This is a genomic window from Janthinobacterium sp. GW821-FHT03C10 (genome assembly GCF_059420865.1).
Genome location: NZ_JBWKUN010000001.1, coordinates 510,900 through 528,899 on the forward strand (window position 1 = coordinate 510,900; position 18,000 = coordinate 528,899).

The window sequence follows — 18,000 nt, forward strand, 5'->3', positions numbered from 1 at the left end:
AGATGAGCTTTGAAGATGAACCCATTATTTCCTTCGACACGCCCGGTACTTTCAGCGACCTGGTGGTGGGCGAGGGGCAGATCGACCCGGCCATGGAGCATGAGCTCGACCTGCAGCGCTTTCATATCCGCATGGCCAATTCGCGTGGCCGGCGTGAAGCGGCCAGCTTGCTGATCCGCAAGATGTACGGCTGGCGCGGCTATGCCGTCGATCCCGGCATCGCGCACGCCTTGAACAAGATCACCTTGTTCGCGGAAACGGCGGGCACCACCGTCGGCACCATGACCCTGTGCCTCGACAATGACGAGACGGGCTTGCCGGCCGATGAAAACTTCCGCGACAAGCTCGACGTCCTGCGCGAGCAGGGCCGGCGCCTGTGCGAGCCGTCGCGCCTGGCCATCGACAAGGGTGTGAGCAAGCGCGTGTTTGCGGCGCTGATTCATATTTCTTATATCTATGCCCACAATATTCACGGCTTTACGGATTACGTGATCGAAGTCAATCCGCGCCACGTGGTGTTTTACAAGCGCATGCTGGGCTTCCAGGACTTCGGCGGCGAGCGCGAGTGCACGCGCGTGGGGGCGCCGGCCGTGCTGCTACGGCTGGACCTCGACTACATGGGGGCCCAGATACGCAAATACGGTGGCCTGATGGAACAGCATGGGGGTGAACGGTCGTTTTACCCCTTTTTTTTTCCGACATGGGATGAGCCCGGCATTACCGACCGGCTGAGGCAAGGGCGCAACTGAGGTTTATTTGCTTTTCAGTAAGATCGCCTGCATGTAGCCGCCCGGAATCGCGTAGGTGATGCCGCTCGGCGCGCTGATGGCGGCCTCCTTGAGGCCCTTGACATACACCATGTTGACGATGCCGTAGACGAGACCGGTCTCGGGATCGAACAGCGGGCTGCCGCTGCTGCCCGGATACGCCGTCGCGTCCAGCTGGAACACGGTGTAGGGCGCCTTTTGCAGCTGCGCCAGGCGCCGGACGTCGAGGCGCTGCGCGTTTTCGCTGGGCATGACCACCGGCGTCAGCGATGACACGGTGGCGCGGTGCGTCACGTGGTGCAAACCGAGCAAGGTCCCGAGCGGAAAACCCGTGAAAGCCAGGGCCTGGCCCTCGCGCACCGTGGCCGCGTCGCCCAGCGCCAGGGCGGGCAGCGGCGCGCCCGCCAGGCGCAGCAAGGCCAGGTCGTGTTCCGTGTCCAGCGCCTGGACTTTGGCGGGGCGAAATTGCGCCACCTCGCCCTGGCCCGTGAGTATGCCGATGACTTCGTTCGGATTCGCGTCGAGCAGTTTCTGGATCACATGCGCGCACGTCAGCACGCTCAAGCCGTCGCCGGCCACGAAACCCGTGCCGATGAAATTCATCGGCGGCGTGCGCGTCTTTTGCAGGCTGCCCACGCCGACGATCGACGGCTTGACGCGCGCGATGGTCTGCGCCAGCGATGCGTCGGCGCGGCACGGCGCGCAGGCCAGGAGCCAGGCCAGGCAGGTGAGCAGGGCGAAGGGGAATGTCAACGGCAGGGCTTTCATGGCGGCGCGCTTTCAAGGGCAGGAGGTGGCGGGGAGTGGGCGGGCCTCAGCAGCGCGCACAGCAGCATCAGATAGCACAGCAGGGCGATGCGCGGCACGTCGAGCAGGCTGTCGAACAGGCCGACGACGAGAAAACCCAGCAGGGCGGCGGCGCAGGCCAGCGCGCCTGGATCGCCCCCCCTGGCCTGGCGCAGCAGGCGCGTGCCGGCAACGGACAGCAGGGCCAGCATGGCCAGTGCGCCGCACCAGCCCGTTTCCACCAGCACGTGCAGCGCCATGCTCTTGATATGCCACGGCAAGTGATGGTGGTCGCTGCTGAAAAACCAGTAATTATTCGCCTGCGTAAAGCGCCCGTTGGCGAGCAATTCCTCGCCGCCGGGCGCGCGCAAGCTCAGATTGTCGACTTCGAGAACGGACGAGTCAGCCGTGCCGCTGGCCGCCAGTTCCAGCTGCACGGGCGGGCGCAGCAGCCAGGCGCCCGCGCCCAGCCAGGCGCTGTCGAACGGCACGTTGTAGTGCTGCCAGACCGCCGCCGGACTGCCGGTCGGATGAGGACGCAGGCGCAGGGGGACGGACACGCAACCTTGCGCGTACAGCAATTGCCGCTGGCACAGGCGCACCTGCAGCACGGGCATGGGGCCGCTTCGGCGCACGTCCAGCGCCAGGGTGTAGCGCGTGGCGGGTTGCACGCGCACGCGCTGCAACAGCCGCAGCAGTTCGCCATAGCCGGCGCTGTAGCCGGGACTGGCCAGGCGCACATAGCGATTCCCCCCTTCTTCGGCATATGTGATGGTGGCCGGCACTTCGCGCTGGGGATTGTGCCAGTAATAAGTGGCGGGAAAGCTGCCCATGCCCATGCCGAACAGGCGCTCGCCCCAGCCGGCAGGCTGCATGGCCAGCGCTTGCCGCCAATGGCGCAAGCGGCCCTGCATGTCGAAGGCCGTGGTGGCAAAACGCTCGGTGGCGTAATAGCTGGCCGAGACGGGGATGGCCAGCAGCAGCAGGATGCCGGCCGCGCCCGCGATGCTCAGGCTGGCCCGGTCCAGCCGCCACAGGGGCGGGCGCAGGCGTCCGTTGCCCAGCATCAGCATGGCCAGCAGCACGACCAGGCCGGCCGGCAGCAGCGCGCCAGCACCGGCCCAGTGCCAGCCTATCCAGGCGAGATTACATGCGAGCATGGTCCACGCCATCATCGCCACGCCCAGCCTGGCTGGCCCCTTGGCGGCGCCAGCGCCGGGCCACAGCATGGCCGCCAGCAGCACGGCCGCCAGCAGGAACAGGAAATACGGGCCTTTCAGCCAGCCGGCCGTGTGCTGATCAAGCGGCTCCGGCCACCAGGCGGCCAGCAAACCCTGCAGGCACAGCGCGCACAGCAGGCTGGCCGGCGCTAAACGCCACGGCAAGGGCCGCGCGGCCAGCACGAAGCTGGCCGCGAGCAGGACCACGGCGGCGAGCAAGCCCCGGTAGCCGGCCAGGCTGAACATGTACACGAGCAGGCCGGTGCCCAGACCGGCCAGCAGCAGCCTGAGCAACACACCGCGCACGGGCGGGCGGCCGGGCGGGCGCCGCGCCGCGCCGGGCGGCGTGCGCAGGGTTTGCCAGAATCCCAGCAGCATGGCCGCCGCCAGCGCCGCATACAAGCCCCGTGAAAAGGTGGTGAACGCCGCGTGCAGGGCCAGGGCCAGCAGCAGCATGGCCAGCGCCGTCTGCCAGCGGCTGCGGGTGCGCGCCAGCCACAGCGCGGCAAACGGCAGGCTCAGGGCCAGGTAGCCATCGAGCGCGGCGCCGCCCGTGTGCATGGCGGAAAACGGCGCCGTGATGCGGTAGTCGCTCGACAGGTTCGACAGGCCGGGAAACACGGCCCGTTCCCACAGCGCGAACAGCGACACCATCGCCAGCCCGGCCAGCATGCCCGGCAGCGCGTAGCGGCGCAGGGCGGAAGGATCCCCGTCGCGCAGCAGCAGCGGCAGCAGCAGCATGCTCCAGGCCCAGGCCTTGCCCAGCCGCAGGCTGTTGTAGGGGCTCAAATAATTATCCCAGGCATTCAGGTCGAGCGGCGCCAGCGGCAGCACGCCGCGCAGCACGGCCGCCAGCCAGGCCAGGCTGCACAGCAGCAGACAGGCGCGGGCGGCGGGCGAGAGCGTGGCCGCGGCGCGCTGGACGGGGCCGCCCAGGCGCCAGTAGCCGCACGCCACCGTCAGCAACAGCAGCACGTCGATTTCCTCGAGGAAGAACCAGCCCGTCCACGGCGCCAGGTCGAGCACGGGCAGCAGAGCGGGCACGCAGAACAGCCAGCAGGCGGGGCGCCAGCACAGCAGCAGGAAATAGGCGGGCAGCAGGATGGCAAACAGCAGGCCGGGCCAGCCGTGGCCCAGCGGATAGTGGCGCAAGGCCAGCGCGCAGGCCGCGCCCGCCAGCAGGGCCAGCGGCCGCGCCGCCAGCCCGGGCATGGCAGCGTGCATGGCCATGGCTTACAGCTGGGTCAGCAAGGCCTGCGCTGCTGCCCGCTGCGGAAAGTCCTTGTTGGCGGCCAGCAATTGTTCCAGTTGCTTGCGGGCGCCGCCCTTGTCGCCCGCTTTCGCCAGGGCCGCGCCCAGGTGGTACAGCACTTCGGGGGATGTCGGCGCCAGCCCCGCCGCCTTGCGCAGCAGGGCCGTGGCGCGCGGGACGTCGCCCCGTTCCAGTACGATCCAGCCCAGGGTGTCGAGCACGGCGGGATTGTCGGGCGCCAGCTTGAGCGCCTGCTCGGCCGTGGCTTGCGCGCGCGGATCTTTTTCCTGCTGATACGCCCAGGCCAGGTCGTTCAGCGCCACGACATTGTCCGTGTCCTTGGCCACCACATACTGGAAGTGCTCGATGGCGGCGCGGTATTGTTTCGCCGCCAGCCGTGTGCCGGCCAGGTAGGTGCGCGTCGGCACGTCTTCCGGATGCTCCTTGAGCCAGGCCGCCATGCGCGCCTCGGCGTCGCGCTCCTGGCCCGACGCCTGCAAGGCGCGGTACAGCTGCACCTGCAAGGGCCCGATGGGGCTGATGTCGAACGCGTGCTGGTACAGCTTGACGGCTTGCTGCGGCAGCTTCTGTTCCATCAGCACGTCGCCCTCGAGCTTGTAGCCGGCCGCCAGCTTCGGCTGCTGTTCCTGCACTTGCCGCGCCACGGCCAGCGCCTCGCGCTGGCGATTCAGGTTCAGCAGCAGAGCCACTTCCACCACGCGCGCTTCGAGCAGGGACGGGTCAAGCGCCTGCGCCCGCTTGACGGCTTGCAGCGCATTATGGTGGTCGCCCAGCGCCAGGTGCAGGCTGGCGATGCGCATCTGCAGGGGCGCGGACGTGGTTTGCAGGCTGGCCAGCTTGTTGTAGCTGTCGAGCGCGGCCGGCGCCTGGCCGGCGCTGTATTCGACCTGGGCGCGCAGGGCCAGCGCATCGGCGTCGCCCGGATGGCCCGTCTGCAAGGTGCGCGCCAGTTCCAGCGCCTTGTCGGGCGCGCCCGTCTTCAGGTAGAAGTTACTCAGCAGCAGGGCCGGCGCGACGGCGTCGGGATTGTCGCGGTGGGCCCGTTCGAGCCAGCGCCGCGCCTCGTCCGCCTTGCCCTGCGATGCGGCCAGCTTGGCCAGCGCCGCGCACAGGTCGGCATTTTTCGGCGCCTTCGCCAGCGCCCGCTCGAAGCGCTGCTTCGCCTGCTCCGGCTTTTTCTCCGCCAGGTCGATCTGCGCCAGGTTGTTCAGGGCGGGCAGATAGACAGGGTCCATGCCCAGGGCTTGCTCGAAACTGGCGCGCGCGGCGGGCAAGTCGCGCAAGGCCAGGTAGACGCCGCCTTTCAGGTTCAGCAGCAAGGGATTCGTGCCTTTCTGCTGCTGTTCCATCATCTTGACCGTGGCCAGGGCCTTGTCGTTCTGCTTGTTGCGCAGCAAGGTCATCACCAGCATGGTGCCCGCCTGCGGCGTGCTCTTGTCGAGCATGCTGGCGCGTTCCAGTTCATTGATGGCGCGGCTGTTCTCTCCCATGCCCAGGCGGCTGATGCCCAGCGCCGCATGCAGCCTGGCCGTGTCCGGCGCCAGGGTGCTGGCTTGTTCGAAATACGCCGTCGCCTTGTCGTAGCGGCGCGCGCGCAAGTGGGCTTCGCCGGCCAGCGACAGCAATTCCACGTCGTCGGGGAAGGCGGCCAGCATCGGTTGCAGCAAGTCGATGGCCGCGTCGGTCTTGTTGCGCATCAATTCAATCGAGGCCATCATCTTGACTGCATACAGGTGTTTCGGATACACCGCCAGGAAGCGCCGCAGATAGCTTTCCGCCTGTTGCGGCGAACCGAGCGCCAATTGCACGGCGCCGGCCAGCAGGATGGACGGCATGTGGTCGGGCGCCGCCTTGAGTACCAGCTGCAAGCCTTGCAAGGCCGCCTTGTGCTTGCCCTGGCGAAAATCGAGCAGCGCCTGCGCCTGCAGCAGCCCCAGGCTGTTGGGCGCCGATTTGCGCGCCGTGGCCAGCTGGGCCGCCGCTTCCGGGTAGCGGTTTTCCACGATGTCGAGGTTGGCCAGGTCGATGTGCGCCTGGGTATTGTCCGGTTTGATCTTGAGGATCTGCATGTAGGCGAGGCGCGCCGCGCCGTTCTTGCCTTGCAGGCGCAGCAGGTCGCCCTGCAGGCGCAAGGCGTCGAGGTTGGCGGGCGCGTTTTTCAGGGCTTGCGCCAGCAGCAGCTCGGCCGCCGTCACCTGCTGCTGCAGCGCCGCCAGGCGCGCCAGGCCCAGCAATGCTTCGACCTGGTCCGGATGGGCTTCCAGCAGGCGCGAGAACAGGGCGCGCGCCTCGTCCTGGCGGCCCAGTGCCAGCAGGGCGTCGCCGCGCAGGGCCAGCACGCTGGCCGGCTGCGCCGCATCGTCGGCGATCTCGGCCAGCACCTTGTCGAACTGGCCCAGCATCAGCCAGGTCTTGCCCAGCAATGGCATCACTTGCTGCGCCGACAGGCCCAACGATTTTGCCTTGCGCAATTCTTTCTCGGCCGACAGGGCTTCGCCCGTGTCGATATAGATGCTACCCAGCAGCAAGCGCGCGGCCGCATTGTCCGGCTCCTTTTGCAGCAGGTTCTTCAACTGGATGATGGCGGCCCGCGCCTCGCCTTTCTGCCGGTACTGCTGCGCGTCGGCCAGCAGGCTTTCGCTGCTCTGCGTGCCGTGGCAGCCCGTCAGCAAGGGCAGCAGCAGGGTGCAGCACAGCGCGGCGGCCGGCAGGCCTGGGAAAGGGCGGGGCAGGGAACGGGCCATGGAAGTCTCCGGTAGCGGCATGCATGAACGATGGGCATGGCCTAGCTTAAAAAGATGGCCGCCGGTCTCCTTGATTGCGCTCAACAAGCCGCCGATTGTCCGCGCGCGTGCCGGCCCCCGCTCCGCGTTTCTTGTTCCCGCTCAAGAATGGCCGAACCGGCAACCGTAGAATTTCCCGGACGGCGATGCTCAGGCCGCAACCCTTCGGAGCACAGGCTATGGACAGCAAGGTGAATAACAAGGCGGGCGTGGTGGCGGTGGTGGGGCTCGGCTATGTGGGCTTGCAGCTGGCCGTGGCGTTCGGCATGCGCCAGCGCACGGTCGGCTTTGACTTGTCGGCCCGCAAGGTGGAAAGCTACCGGCGCCATATCGATCCGACGGGCGAAGTGAGCACGGAACAGCTGCTGGCGGCGCAATGGCTGAGCGTGGGCTGCGACCCGGCCGAGCTGCAACTGGCCGATTTCATCGTCGTGGCCGTGCCCACGCCCGTCGACAGCGCGCACAATCCCGATTTTTCGGCCCTGGCCGGCGCCAGCGCGGCCGTCGGGCGCCACATGCGGCGCGGCGCCGTCGTCATCTACGAATCGACCGTGTATCCGGGCGCCACCGAGGAAATCTGCATCCCCATCCTCGAGCAGCATTCGGGCCTGCGCTGGAAGGAAGACTTTCACGTGGGCTTTTCGCCCGAGCGCATCAATCCCGGCGACAAGGACCACACCCTGCACAGCATCCGCAAGGTGGTCTCGGGCGACGACGCGGCCACCCTGGACAAGGTGGCGGCCCTGTACGAAGGTGTGGTCGAGGCGGGCGTGCACCGGGCTTCGAGCATCAGGGTGGCCGAGGCGGCCAAGGTCATCGAAAACACGCAGCGCGACCTGAACATCGCGTTGATGAACGAGCTGGCCATCATCTTCGACCGCATCGGCATCGACACGCTGGAGGTGCTGCAGGCGGCGGGCACGAAATGGAATTTTTTACCGTTCCGTCCCGGTCTCGTGGGCGGCCACTGCATCGGCGTCGACCCCTATTATTTGACGCACAAGGCGGAAATGCTCGGTTACCACCCGCACGTGATCCTGGCCGGGCGCCGCATCAACGATGGTATGGCCAAGTTCGTGGCGGAAAAAACCATCAAGGAAATGGTGCGCGCCGGCTTCAAATTGAAAGGCTCGCACGTCAACGTGCTGGGCCTGACCTTCAAGGAAAATTGCCCGGACCTGCGCAATTCGAAAGTGGTCGACATGATCCACGAGCTGCAATCGTACGGTGTGCAGGTGCACGTGCACGACCCCGTCGCCGATGGGCGCGAGGCGCTGGAAGAGTACGGTCTATTGCTGGAAAGCTGGGAGCAGCTGCCGCGGGCCGAGGCCATCATCAGCGCCGTTTCGCACCAGGCCCTGCTGGCCCGCCCGCTGGCCGACTTCCAGGCCAAGGTGCTGGAAAACGGTTGCTTCATCGACATCAAGTCGCATTTCGACCCCCGTCCGCTGCAGGACGGCGGCTTGCACGTGTGGCGGCTGTGATGGCGGCCGCTACCATCGGTCCCGCCGGCGGCGACAGCGCGTATGCCCGGGCCTGCGCGCAGCTGGCGCAAACGCCGCGCCGCTGGCTGGTGACGGGCGTGGCCGGCTTCATCGGTTCGCACCTGCTGGAAACCTTGCTGAACCTGGGCCAGGAAGTGCGCGGCCTGGACAACTTCATGACGGGCCACCGCCACAACCTGGAGCAGGTGCGCGCCAGCGTGGGCGAAGCGGCATGGCGGCGCTTCACCTTCATCGAAGGCGATATCCGCGACCCGCAGGCGTGCGCGCGCGCGTGCGGCGCGCCGGTACTGATCGCCAGCGGTGGCGACGGCGACGGTGAGGCAGACGGTGAAGCCGGCGGCGGGACAACTACGGCCGACGGTGGCGGCGGCGCCAGCGACCCCGGCGGCAGCCGGGCCGCGTGCGGCCGTGCCGATCCGGGCGGCTCCGTCGCCGTCGACTACGTGCTGCACCAGGCGGCGCTCGGTTCCGTCTCGCGTTCGCTGGAAGACCCGCTGCTGTGCCACGCCGTCAATGTCAGCGGCTTCCTGAACATGCTGGCCGCCGCGCGCGACGCGGGCGTGCGGCGCTTCGTGTATGCGGCCTCGAGCGCCACGTATGGCGACCATCCGGCCTTGCCGAAAGTGGAGCAGCACATCGGCGCGCCCCTGTCGCCATATGCCTTGAGCAAATATGTCAACGAGCTGTATGCGCAGGTGTACGCGCGCTGCTACACCATGCAGACGGTGGGACTGCGCTACTTCAATGTCTTCGGTCCGAGACAAGACCCGCTGGGCGCCTACGCGGCCGTCATTCCCCGCTGGATCGCCGCCATGCTGGACAATCAGGCCGTGCGCATCCATGGCGACGGCGCTACCAGCCGCGACTTTTGCTTCGTGCACAATGCCGTGCAAGCCAATATCCTCGCCGCCACCGGGACCGACCCGGCGGCCGTCAACCAGGTCTACAACGTGGCCGTCAACGCCCGCACCAGCCTGACCCAGTTGCACGCCACCATGCAGCAGATGCTGCTGGCCGTGCGCCCGCAGCACGTGCCCCAGGCGCCGCACTACGGCGAGTTTCGCGCCGGCGACGTACGCCATTCGCAGGCGGACATCGCCAAGGCGGCCCGCTTGCTCGGCTATGTGCCCACGCACAACCTGGCGCAAGGCTTGCGGCAGACCATCGCCTGGTATGTGGCACAGGCTGGCCGGGCCTGAATCGCGCCCATCCTGCAGGCAAGTCTTGCCGGCAAGTTCCGCCTGCAAGTTCCGCCTCTTAGCGCCGGACGGGCGCCGCCGTCGGTGCCGGTGGTGCTGTCGGGGCGAGCGGCGCGGGCGGCTCCGGTACGCCGTCGGCCTTGCTGCGCAGGACCCGCGGCGTGCCCCGGAAATCGGCCGTATGCAGGGTGACGGGGCGGCGCCAGACGCGGGCGATATACGCCAGCACCTGTTCCGCCCGCTCCAGGTCGAGGCCGCGCCCGTCGCGCTGGTGATCGTGGCGCAGCACCAGGCTGCCGTCGTCGTTGAGCAGGGTGACGGCCACGCATGGCGCGCCATAGTTATATTTGGGCGCCAGGATGGCTTCGCGGATGGCCGTCAAGTCGCGGCTGGCCAGGCGCGTTTCGCCGTCAAGGCGGCTTTCATGCACGAACAGGCCCAGGCGGTCAGCCAGTTCGCCGTCCAGATAATTGCGTATGAAACTGCAGTCGTCGTCGTCGCGGCAGATCTGGCGCGCCCGCGCCAGTCCTTCGCGCTCGATGATGTGTTCCCACATGCAAAAGCCCAAATGATAGGGGTTGACGGCCAGCGCCTGCTGGTGCTCGCCCGCGTAAGGGCGCACCACGTCCGAATGCGACTTGATGGCGGACAGATACAGCGCCGGCGGCAGGAAGTGGGCTTCGCGCAGCAGCCGCGCATGCCAGTACGAGGCCCAGCCTTCGTTCATGATCTGGCAGGCATATACGGGATAGAAGTAAAACGACTCTTCGCGCACGGCGAGGAAAATGTCGCGTTCCCAGTCGGCCAGCTCCGGCCCGTATTGTGCGATGAACCACAGCAAGTCGTACTCCGCTTGCGGCGGCACGAGCGGGCGCTGGGTCAGGCGCGCCCTGGCCGCCCCGTGCGCCGCCAGCGCGGCCGCTTCGCCGGGCAGGCGCTGCCAGCGCCGGGCAAAAGGTTCGTCATCGGCAGCGTTGTCTGGCGTGCCCCCCGCGCCGGCTGGCGCCGATGCCGCGGCATACGGCGGGCGGTGCAGTTCGGCGTGGATGTCCACGTGCTGTTCCAGCGCCAGTGCCGCGTCGAGCACGGCCTCGACCTGTTCCTGCCCGTGGCGCTGCAGCGCCAGTTCGAGACGCTGCGCCCGCGCCGCGCTTTGTTCCAGGATGCGCTGGCCCGCCATGGCGCCGAAACGCAGGAACAGGGCATTGCGGCTGGCAAAGTCGGCATGGCCCAGCACGTGGGCCGTGACGAGGGTGTTTTCCGCCACGGAATTGTGTTCAGCCATGTAGGCATGGCATGGGTCGCCGGGAAACATGACTTCGAACATGTGCGAGTTGCCCATCTTTTGATGCACGAGCTGGTGGATGTAGCGCACGCCGAAGGACCAGTGGCGCATGCGCACGGGCAAACCATAGATGGCGATCTCGGCCATGAAACTGTCCGGCACCAGTTCGAACTCGACGGGGGCAAATTCCAGGCCCAGTTTCCGCGCCAGCGCTTCGATGCGCGCCGCGTAGGCGTCCAGGCCGGGTTTGTCTGGCGCGCTGCCGTGGCGCTGTGCGTCATGCCGCGTCATGCCGCTTCCTCCGTATCGGCCGCCTCGTGCTGGAAAAAGGTGCGGATGGCCGCCCAGATATCGTCATTCCTGCTCAGGATGCTGCTGTGCAAGGGCAAGCCCCGCCTTTCCTGCTCGGCGCACAGGCTGTGCATTTCCGTTTCCAGGCTGCGCGGCACGCCGGGCACGGTTTCCACATAGCCCATGTAGTTGAGCAAGGCGGCCAGCTCACCGAGGGCCAGGCTGGCCGCCGCCCGGTCTTCGCTGAAATTCTCGCCATCGGAGGCATAGAACAGGTAGGCGTTGTAGCGGCCCGGCGCATAGTGTTCCTGCAGCAGTTCGCGGCTCAGGCGAAAGGCGGTGGAGGCCATGGTGCCGCCCATGCCATTGACCTGGAAGAACTCGGCTTCGGAAAATTCCCAGGCCCGCGTCGTATGGGCGATAAAACGTGTTTCCACGCGCGCATACCTGCGGCGCAAGCCCTGCAAGGCAAAGAAAAAGAAGGATTTGGCCAGCTTGCGCTCGGCCTGCGCCATGCTGGCCGACACGTCCAGCACGAAAAACACGACGGCATTCGCGCTGGGCCGTGGCTGTAGCAGCACCTGGCGGTAACGCAAGTCGTCATTGGTGAACGGCACGGGCCGCGCCTGCAAGGCGCGCCGCTTGATGGCTTCCTTGACGGTGCGCCGGCGGTCCAGCCGCGAACGGGCGCCATGACGGTCCAGTCCACTACGCACGAGCCGCACCTCGTCGATGGCGCCCAGGTGGCGCGGTTTCAGGTCCGGCAACTCGAAGGTCTCCCACAGCCAGTCGAGAATGTCGTCGATGGGAAACTCCAGCAACAGGCGCACGGCGCCCTCGCCATTGCCGCCTTCGCCTTGCGCCCCGGCCCCGTCCGTGGCGGGACGCGCCGCGCGCAGGAGATCGCCGGGCTGGCCGTCGCCCTGTCCCGCGCCCACGCTGTTGCGCGCGGGCGCCAGACGGAAGCGCGCATGTTCGAGCAGACGCAGGGGCACTTGCACCGTGCGCTGCTGCGGTCCGCCGATCAGGTCCGGCGTGGCGATCAGCTCGGGCAAATGCGCCTGCACGGCGTCGCGCACTTTCTGGTTGTGGCGCAGCCAGTCGCGCGCGCCGCGCGAGAACAGCGCATACCAGGGCCGGGCCAGGGCAGGCGCGGCGCCCGCCGGTGCTGCCGCGCCGGTGGCGCCGTTGCAGCTCGTGGCGCCAGCCGTGTTTGCCGTGCCAGTCATGCCTGTCGGGCCGTCGCGTACCGGAGGACCCTGTTGCTTGCCGCTGTCTGGCGTGGTCGTGGCGGACATGGCTATTCCTGCGCCAGCAAGGTGGTCACGTAGTTGAGCGCTTCGCGCGCGCTATGGGCGTCGTAGCCGTATTCGTCGACCAGGCGCTGCTCGACGGCGGAGATCCTGGCCCGCACGTCGTCGTCGGGGCGTTTGGCCGAGCCGACCAGGCGCAGCACGTCGCGCCGCTGTTCGAACAGATATTGCTGGATGGCGTCGTGCAATTGGGCATGGCTGCCCAGGCCGAACGCCTCGCCCCGCTTGAAGGCGCTCATGGCCTTGCGCACCACTTCTTGGCGGAAAGACTGCTTGCCCGAATCGCTGATGTGGATTTTTTCTTCCACGGCGCGCAGGAAGCGCTCGTCGGGACGGCGCTCTTCGCTGGTGATGGGATCGCGGATCTGGCGGTTGTCGAGCATGGCTTCGACTTCATCGAGATATTTGTTCAGCAAGTCCTGTGCTTCTTGCTCGAATGACACGAACAAGGCCTTGTGCACGTCGGCCTTGACCCAGCGGTTATAAAAATCCTTGCGCGTGAGCACCAGATAATCGACCCATTTGCGCTTGCGCCGCGGCTCGATGCGCGCATCGCTTTCGATGCCGTCCTTCAGGGCCAGCAGCACGTCCATGGTCGACAGGCTGTTGCGCTGGGCGGAAATGATGGCGTGCGACAGGGCGTTGATGACGAAACGGGGCGACACGCCCGACAGGCCCTCGTCGGGCGCCTTGTCGCGCTCGCGCAGGCGGCGCAGGTCGGCCGGTTGCAGGTCGTCGACGTCCTCGTTGGCATACACGCGCAGCTTCTTGACCAGTTCCGCTTCCTTGTCGTCGCCCTCGGGCAGGCGGCTCAGGATGGCAAACACGGCGGCCGCATGCAGCACGTGCGGATCGAGGTGCACGTCGCGGAAGGCGGGCGCGGCCGCCTGGATCAGCTTGCGGTAGATGCGCGCTTCTTCGCGGTAATTGAGCGTGTACGGCACTTGCACGATGACCATGCGGTCGAGCAGCGCCTCGTTCTCGCTTTCTTGCAGGAATTTACGAAATTCGGCCAGGTTGGTGTGCGCGAGGATGGTTTCATCGAGGTATATCAGGGGAAAGCGCGACACCTTGACATTCTTTTCCTGCGTCAGGGTCAGCAGCAGGTAGAGGAATTCCCGCTTGACCTTGAGGATTTCGATCATTTCCAGCATGCCGCGGCTGGCCGCATACACGGCGCCGGACCAGGACCAGGCGCGCGGGTCGCCTTCGTCGCCGTATTGCGCCACTTTCGACAGGTCGACGGAACCGACGAGGTCGGCCAGGTCGGCCGTCGTGGGATCGTGCGGCGCATACGTGCCGATGCCGCAGCGGCCGGCCTCGGACAGGTGGATGCGTTCGACGGGCATGCGCAGGAAGTCGCCGGCGTACTGCTCTTCCAGGCGGGCGCGGCAATGGGGGCACAGTTCGCCATGCAGTTCGGCATCATAGCTGGCGCGAAAATCGGCGCGCATGCTGTGCGGCACCAGATGCAGCGGCGATTCGTGCACGGGACAGCCGGCGATGCCGTACAGCGCGCCTTCGCTGCTGTGGCTGTACTCTTCCAGCCCCCGCTTGAGCAGGATCACCATGGTCGACTTGCCGCCCGACGGCGGGCCCAGCAGCAACAGCATGCGCCGGCCCACCTCGGAGCCGGCGGCGGCCGCCTTGAAGTAGGCGGCGACCCGGTCGATCGCCTCGTCGATGCCGAACAGTTCGTCGTCGAACAGGCGGCAGCGGAAGCGCCCGGCGGCGTCGGTCTGGCCATTCCAGCGCATCATGTCCCACAGGTACTGGTGCGCGCTGCGCGTCAGCAAGGCGGCGCGGCCGGGCAGGATCTGTTCGATGAAGTCGGCAAAACTGCCGCGCCAGGGGCTGATGCGGTGCTTTTCCGCCCATGCCGCCATGCCGTGCACAAAACCCGCATGCTGGCCTGCGTCTGGGCCGCCGGCATCCGCGGCGCTGTGGCCTGCCTGTCCGCCCGCAGGCGCCTCGTCGTGGCTTGTCGTACCAGGGCTCGTCATTGTTTTCCCATCCATACCGTTGCTGGCGTTGCCGCGTTGTTGCCAACCCTGCCAACCTTGCCGGCCTTGCTGCCGTGGAACAGGCCCGCTTCCCGCCTGTCAGTCAAGTATACGGCGGCGACTCCGGCCGCACGCCTGATCTTGCTCAACCTTGGCAAGGGAACTATTTTTTCCTTTGCTGTCTCCTGCGGCGCAGGGCGGCCATGCGTCCGCGCGGTTCAATCCAGATCAATACCGGCCCGCGCGGGCCGTCCACACTGGTGGTTTGCGGCGACCCACGAGGAGAACACGATGACAGGCAACGAGAATGGTTTCAGCGCCCCGCCTGGCGGCAGCGGCAGGGGGCAAAGCGCGGACGATGAAGAGGCCGTCGGCCAATTCGCCGTCCCCGGCGCAGACGACAATACGATCGAGAGCGCATCCGTCGCGGACGTGCCCGACGCCTTGAGCGGCGTCAGCATGGAATTGCTGGAAATCAAGCGTAGCATCGAAGACGGCATGCGCCAAAGTATCACCCAGGCGGGCGGCGTGCGCGCGGCCGATGCCTTCAGCGACGGCGGCAATATCCAGGGCGTGTCCATCGGCCTGGGCGAGGGCGCCAGCGACAGCTCGTCCGGCGAGCCGGGCTTGCCGGCCCTGACCCTGTACGTGGCCGAAGCCACCTCCGTCGACCGCGCCAAGGCTGCCATCGTGGGCGCCATGGGCGTGCGCGCCGTGGCCAGCGACCATGTCCCCGTGAATATTGTCGTCACGGGCGTGATCGATGCGCAGCCGCACCGGTTCCGCCTGCGCCCGGCGCCGGGCGGCGTGTCGGTCGGGCATTTCCGCATCACGGCCGGCACCATCGGCTGCCTGGCCGTGGGACGCAGCGCGCCGCGCAACGGTCGTTTGATGATTCTTAGCAATAATCACGTGCTGGCCAATTCCAATGGCGGCGTGTTCAACGATTGTATCGTGCAGCCTGGCCCCGTCGACGGCGGCCGCTGCCCGCAAGACCAGGTGGCCGTGCTCGAGCGCTTCGTGCCCATCAATTTCAGCGGCGGCGTCAATTATGTCGATTGCGCCACCGGCTGGGCCTGGCCAGACCGCGTGCGGCCCGAACTGGTCTACCTGAGCGGCGGCGTACCCGCGTATTTCCGCATCAGCAATGCGCTGGTGGCGCCCGCGCTAGGCATGATGGTCGGCAAGTCCGGCCGCACGACGCAATTGACGCAGGGCCGCATCACGGGCCTTGGCGCCACCATCAACGTCAATTACGGCGGCGGCAGGATCGCGCTGTTCCAGGACCAGATCGCCATCACGGGCGTGAGCGGGGCCTTCAGCGCGGGCGGCGATTCCGGCTCGTCCATCTGGACCTGGAACCAGCAGCGCAATCCCGTCGGCCTGCTGTTTGCGGGCGGTAACAACATCACGTTCGCCAACCAGATGCGGCGCGTCGTGGCGGCGCTCGACATCAATTTGTACACCTGAGCACGCTGCCAGGACCGGGCAAGGCGGTGGCGCGCCGCCTTGCCTGACGCCGCTTTTTGCACGATGATGGTGTAGTGGCCACGCATGCTTGCGCCCGGCGAAGGGTGCTGCAGCGCCGGATGGCCGGGTGTATCATGGAATGCATCAGGAGGGTGTGTCATGTCAAACAGTAAATTCGCACAATCGCCATATGCCGTCTTCGAGGACGCCGCCATGCCGTATTTGCCGGATGAGGCTACTGGACAGGGCATGGGGCAGTACGCGCCTGCCGCGCCGCACGGCCGCCTGGAAGCGGCACGACGGCGCAATGAGCGGGCGCTGATGGCCATCGACGGCGTGGAAGGCGTCAGCCTGGGGCAGACGGCCGTGGGCAAGGAGGCGCTCGTCGTGTATCTGCGCGACTCGTCCGTCAAGCGGCGCGTACCGTTGCAGATTGAGGGCTATCCGGTGGAAACGAGCATCACGGGCCAGATCGATATCCAGCGCTGGTAGGCCGCAAGCGGGCCTGCCGGCTGGTATGCCTGCCAGAAAGTATTGCATGGAAGGCCTGTTGCCAGGCCCTCCACGCAGTCTTGCGGCCTGCCTTATTTGCTCAGGCGGGCTATCGCTTCGGCCACGCCCGCGCCATAGGCGGGGTCGCACAGGGTGCAGTTGCCGATGTGGCGTTGCTTGACTTGCTCCGAGGCACCCGAGATGGCGCGCGCCGTGTTGTCGAACAAGGCTTGCTGCTGCGCCGCGGTCATCAGGCGGAACAGGGCGCGCGGCTGCGAATAGTAATCCTCGTCAACCCTGTGGTTCCAGTGGTCGGCCGCGCCCTCGATGCTCAATGGCGGCTCGCGGAAATCGGGTTGCTCGGCCCATTCCTGCGCGCTGTTCGGTTCATAGCCCAGGGTGCCGCCCTGGTTGCCGTCGACGCGCATCTGGCCGTCGCGGTGATAGCTGTGGAACGGGCATTTCGGCGCATTGACGGGAATATGGCTGTGGTTGACGCCGAGGCGGTAACGCTGCGCGTCGCCATACGAAAACAGCCGGCCTTGCAGCATCTTGTCCGGCGAAAAACTGATGCCCGGCACCACGTTGGCCGGGTTGAAGGCCGCCTGTTCCACTTCCGCGAAATGGTTGTCCGCATTGCGGTTCAGTTCCAGCACGCCCACTTCGATCAGCGGATAGTCGCCGTGCGGCCACACTTTCGACAGGTCGAAGGGGTTGAGGTGATACGTGCCTGCCTCTTTTTCCGGCATGATCTGCACGTACAGGGTCCAGCGGGGGAAATCCTTGTTTTCGATGCTGTCATACAGGTCGCGGTGCGAGCTTTCGCGGTCCTTGCCGACCAGTTCCTCCGCTTCCGCATCCGTCAGGTTTTGTATCCCTTGCTGGGTTTTGAACGTGAACTTGACCCAGAAACGCTCGTTTTGCGCATTCAGGAAGCTGAAGGTATGGCTGCCGAAGCCATGCATGTGGCGGAAGCTGCGCGGCAAGCCACGGTCGCTCATCACCACCGTCACCTGGTGCAGCGCTTCCGGCAGCGAGGTCCAGAAATCCCAGTTGCTGTTGGCGCTGCGCAAGCCGGTGCGCGGGTCGCGCTTGATGGCATGGTTCAGATCGGGAAATTTCAATGGGTCGCGCATGAAAAACACGGGCGTATTGTTGCCGACCAGGTCCCAGTTGCCTTCTTCGGTATAGAACTTCAGGGCGAAGCCGCGGATATCGCGTTCCGCATCGGCCGCGCCCCGTTCGCCGGCCACCGTGGAAAAGCGTGCAAACATGGGCGTTTGCTTGCCCACTGCGCCAAAGATTTTCGCCCGCGTGTAGCGCGTGATGTCGTGCGTGACGGTAAACGTGCCGTGCGCGCCCGATCCCTTGGCATGCATGCGGCGCTCGGGAATCACTTCGCGGTCGAAGTGGGCCAGCTTTTCCAGGAACCAGACATCTTGCAGCAGGGCGGGGCCGCGGGGGCCGGCCGTCTGGATATTCTGGTTGTCGACGACAGGCGCGCCAAAGGCGGTGGTCAGCTTTTTCATTGGACTCTTTCTTTCATGGCTAGGCAGAGCAATGGACGCACCGGCGCTACTCAAACACTGGCTGGGTTGAATGCACACTCACCG

Annotated in this window: 12 protein-coding genes; 5 read left to right on the plus strand and 7 right to left on the minus strand. The window is 66.6% G+C overall.

What is annotated here, in order from left to right; all coding sequences use genetic code 11:
• Positions 1-2 precede the first annotated feature (2 nt).
• Entirely contained in the window at positions 3-749 is a 747-nt protein-coding gene (locus AC07VH_RS01990) for an N-acyl amino acid synthase FeeM domain-containing protein (protein ID WP_475416030.1), read from the plus strand.
• A gap of 3 nt (positions 750-752) precedes the next feature.
• On the opposite strand, the gene AC07VH_RS01995 is transcribed toward AC07VH_RS01990, so the two are convergent.
• From AC07VH_RS01995 to prsT, 3 genes are read right to left on the minus strand one after another with little or no spacing between them, the layout of a single operon-like run.
• A complete protein-coding gene (locus AC07VH_RS01995) occupies positions 753-1,535 on the minus strand; it encodes a S1 family peptidase (protein WP_475416029.1) in 783 nt (260 codons plus the stop codon).
• A complete protein-coding gene (locus AC07VH_RS02000; protein ID WP_494786592.1) occupies positions 1,532-4,003 on the minus strand; it encodes a hypothetical protein in 2,472 nt (823 codons plus the stop codon). Before AC07VH_RS02000 ends, AC07VH_RS01995 begins: the two co-directional genes overlap by 4 nt.
• A gap of 3 nt (positions 4,004-4,006) precedes the next feature.
• Positions 4,007-6,790 (minus strand): XrtA/PEP-CTERM system TPR-repeat protein PrsT, encoded by a 2,784-nt coding sequence (gene prsT, locus AC07VH_RS02005; RefSeq protein ID WP_494786593.1) that lies wholly within the window; start codon positions 6,788-6,790, stop codon positions 4,007-4,009.
• Positions 6,791-7,008: 218 nt separating this feature from the next.
• Here prsT and AC07VH_RS02010 point away from each other — a divergent pair, with 218 nt between their 5' ends.
• The gene (locus tag AC07VH_RS02010) at positions 7,009-8,313 is read left to right on the plus strand and encodes a nucleotide sugar dehydrogenase (protein ID WP_494786594.1); all 1,305 of its coding nucleotides are present in this window, start codon (positions 7,009-7,011) and stop codon (positions 8,311-8,313) included.
• Positions 8,313-9,533: an SDR family oxidoreductase gene (locus tag AC07VH_RS02015; RefSeq protein ID WP_494786595.1), complete on the plus strand. Its 1,221-nt coding sequence runs from the start codon at positions 8,313-8,315 to the stop codon at positions 9,531-9,533. The genes AC07VH_RS02010 and AC07VH_RS02015 overlap by 1 nt, the downstream gene beginning before the upstream one ends.
• Positions 9,534-9,591: 58 nt before the next feature.
• On the opposite strand, the gene AC07VH_RS02020 is transcribed toward AC07VH_RS02015, so the two are convergent.
• The 3 genes from AC07VH_RS02020 to AC07VH_RS02030 are packed head-to-tail and all read right to left on the minus strand — an operon-like array spanning position 9,592 to position 14,425.
• Complete coding sequence (locus tag AC07VH_RS02020; RefSeq protein ID WP_494786596.1) at positions 9,592-11,109, minus strand: SpoVR family protein; 1,518 nt, start codon at positions 11,107-11,109, stop codon at positions 9,592-9,594.
• A complete protein-coding gene (locus AC07VH_RS02025) occupies positions 11,106-12,407 on the minus strand; it encodes a DUF444 family protein (RefSeq protein WP_494786597.1) in 1,302 nt (433 codons plus the stop codon). The genes AC07VH_RS02020 and AC07VH_RS02025 overlap by 4 nt, the downstream gene beginning before the upstream one ends.
• Positions 12,408-12,409: 2 nt before the next feature.
• Positions 12,410-14,425, minus strand: coding sequence for a serine protein kinase (locus AC07VH_RS02030; RefSeq protein WP_475416022.1), 2,016 nt, complete (start codon positions 14,423-14,425; stop codon positions 12,410-12,412).
• A gap of 291 nt (positions 14,426-14,716) precedes the next feature.
• On the opposite strand from AC07VH_RS02030, the gene AC07VH_RS02035 reads away from it, so the two are divergent.
• Complete coding sequence (locus tag AC07VH_RS02035; RefSeq protein ID WP_489627409.1) at positions 14,717-15,895, plus strand: chymotrypsin family serine protease; 1,179 nt, start codon at positions 14,717-14,719, stop codon at positions 15,893-15,895.
• 159 nt (positions 15,896-16,054) lie between these two features.
• Positions 16,055-16,387 (plus strand): hypothetical protein, encoded by a 333-nt coding sequence (locus AC07VH_RS02040; RefSeq protein WP_489627408.1) that lies wholly within the window; start codon positions 16,055-16,057, stop codon positions 16,385-16,387.
• A 92-nt stretch (positions 16,388-16,479) separates the two neighbouring features.
• Here the strand turns inward: AC07VH_RS02040 and AC07VH_RS02045 are convergent, their stop codons facing one another.
• The gene (locus AC07VH_RS02045; RefSeq protein WP_475416019.1) at positions 16,480-17,916 is read right to left on the minus strand and encodes a catalase; all 1,437 of its coding nucleotides are present in this window, start codon (positions 17,914-17,916) and stop codon (positions 16,480-16,482) included.
• Between the last annotated feature and the right edge of the window lie 84 nt (positions 17,917-18,000).

What these genes read in the sequence shown, in the direction of transcription:
- AC07VH_RS01990 (WP_475416030.1), top strand. Translation starts at nt 3, where the DNA reads ATGAGCTTTGAAGATGAACCCATTATTTCCTTCGACACGCCCGGTACT.
- AC07VH_RS01995 (WP_475416029.1), bottom strand. Translation starts at nt 1,535, where the DNA reads ATGAAAGCCCTGCCGTTGACATTCCCCTTCGCCCTGCTCACCTGCCTG.
- AC07VH_RS02000 (WP_494786592.1), bottom strand. Translation starts at nt 4,003, where the DNA reads ATGGCCATGCACGCTGCCATGCCCGGGCTGGCGGCGCGGCCGCTGGCC.
- prsT (WP_494786593.1), bottom strand. Translation starts at nt 6,790, where the DNA reads ATGGCCCGTTCCCTGCCCCGCCCTTTCCCAGGCCTGCCGGCCGCCGCG.
- AC07VH_RS02010 (WP_494786594.1), top strand. Translation starts at nt 7,009, where the DNA reads ATGGACAGCAAGGTGAATAACAAGGCGGGCGTGGTGGCGGTGGTGGGG.
- AC07VH_RS02015 (WP_494786595.1), top strand. Translation starts at nt 8,313, where the DNA reads ATGGCGGCCGCTACCATCGGTCCCGCCGGCGGCGACAGCGCGTATGCC.
- AC07VH_RS02020 (WP_494786596.1), bottom strand. Translation starts at nt 11,109, where the DNA reads ATGACGCGGCATGACGCACAGCGCCACGGCAGCGCGCCAGACAAACCC.
- AC07VH_RS02025 (WP_494786597.1), bottom strand. Translation starts at nt 12,407, where the DNA reads ATGTCCGCCACGACCACGCCAGACAGCGGCAAGCAACAGGGTCCTCCG.
- AC07VH_RS02030 (WP_475416022.1), bottom strand. Translation starts at nt 14,425, where the DNA reads ATGACGAGCCCTGGTACGACAAGCCACGACGAGGCGCCTGCGGGCGGA.
- AC07VH_RS02035 (WP_489627409.1), top strand. Translation starts at nt 14,717, where the DNA reads ATGACAGGCAACGAGAATGGTTTCAGCGCCCCGCCTGGCGGCAGCGGC.
- AC07VH_RS02040 (WP_489627408.1), top strand. Translation starts at nt 16,055, where the DNA reads ATGTCAAACAGTAAATTCGCACAATCGCCATATGCCGTCTTCGAGGAC.
- AC07VH_RS02045 (WP_475416019.1), bottom strand. Translation starts at nt 17,916, where the DNA reads ATGAAAAAGCTGACCACCGCCTTTGGCGCGCCTGTCGTCGACAACCAG.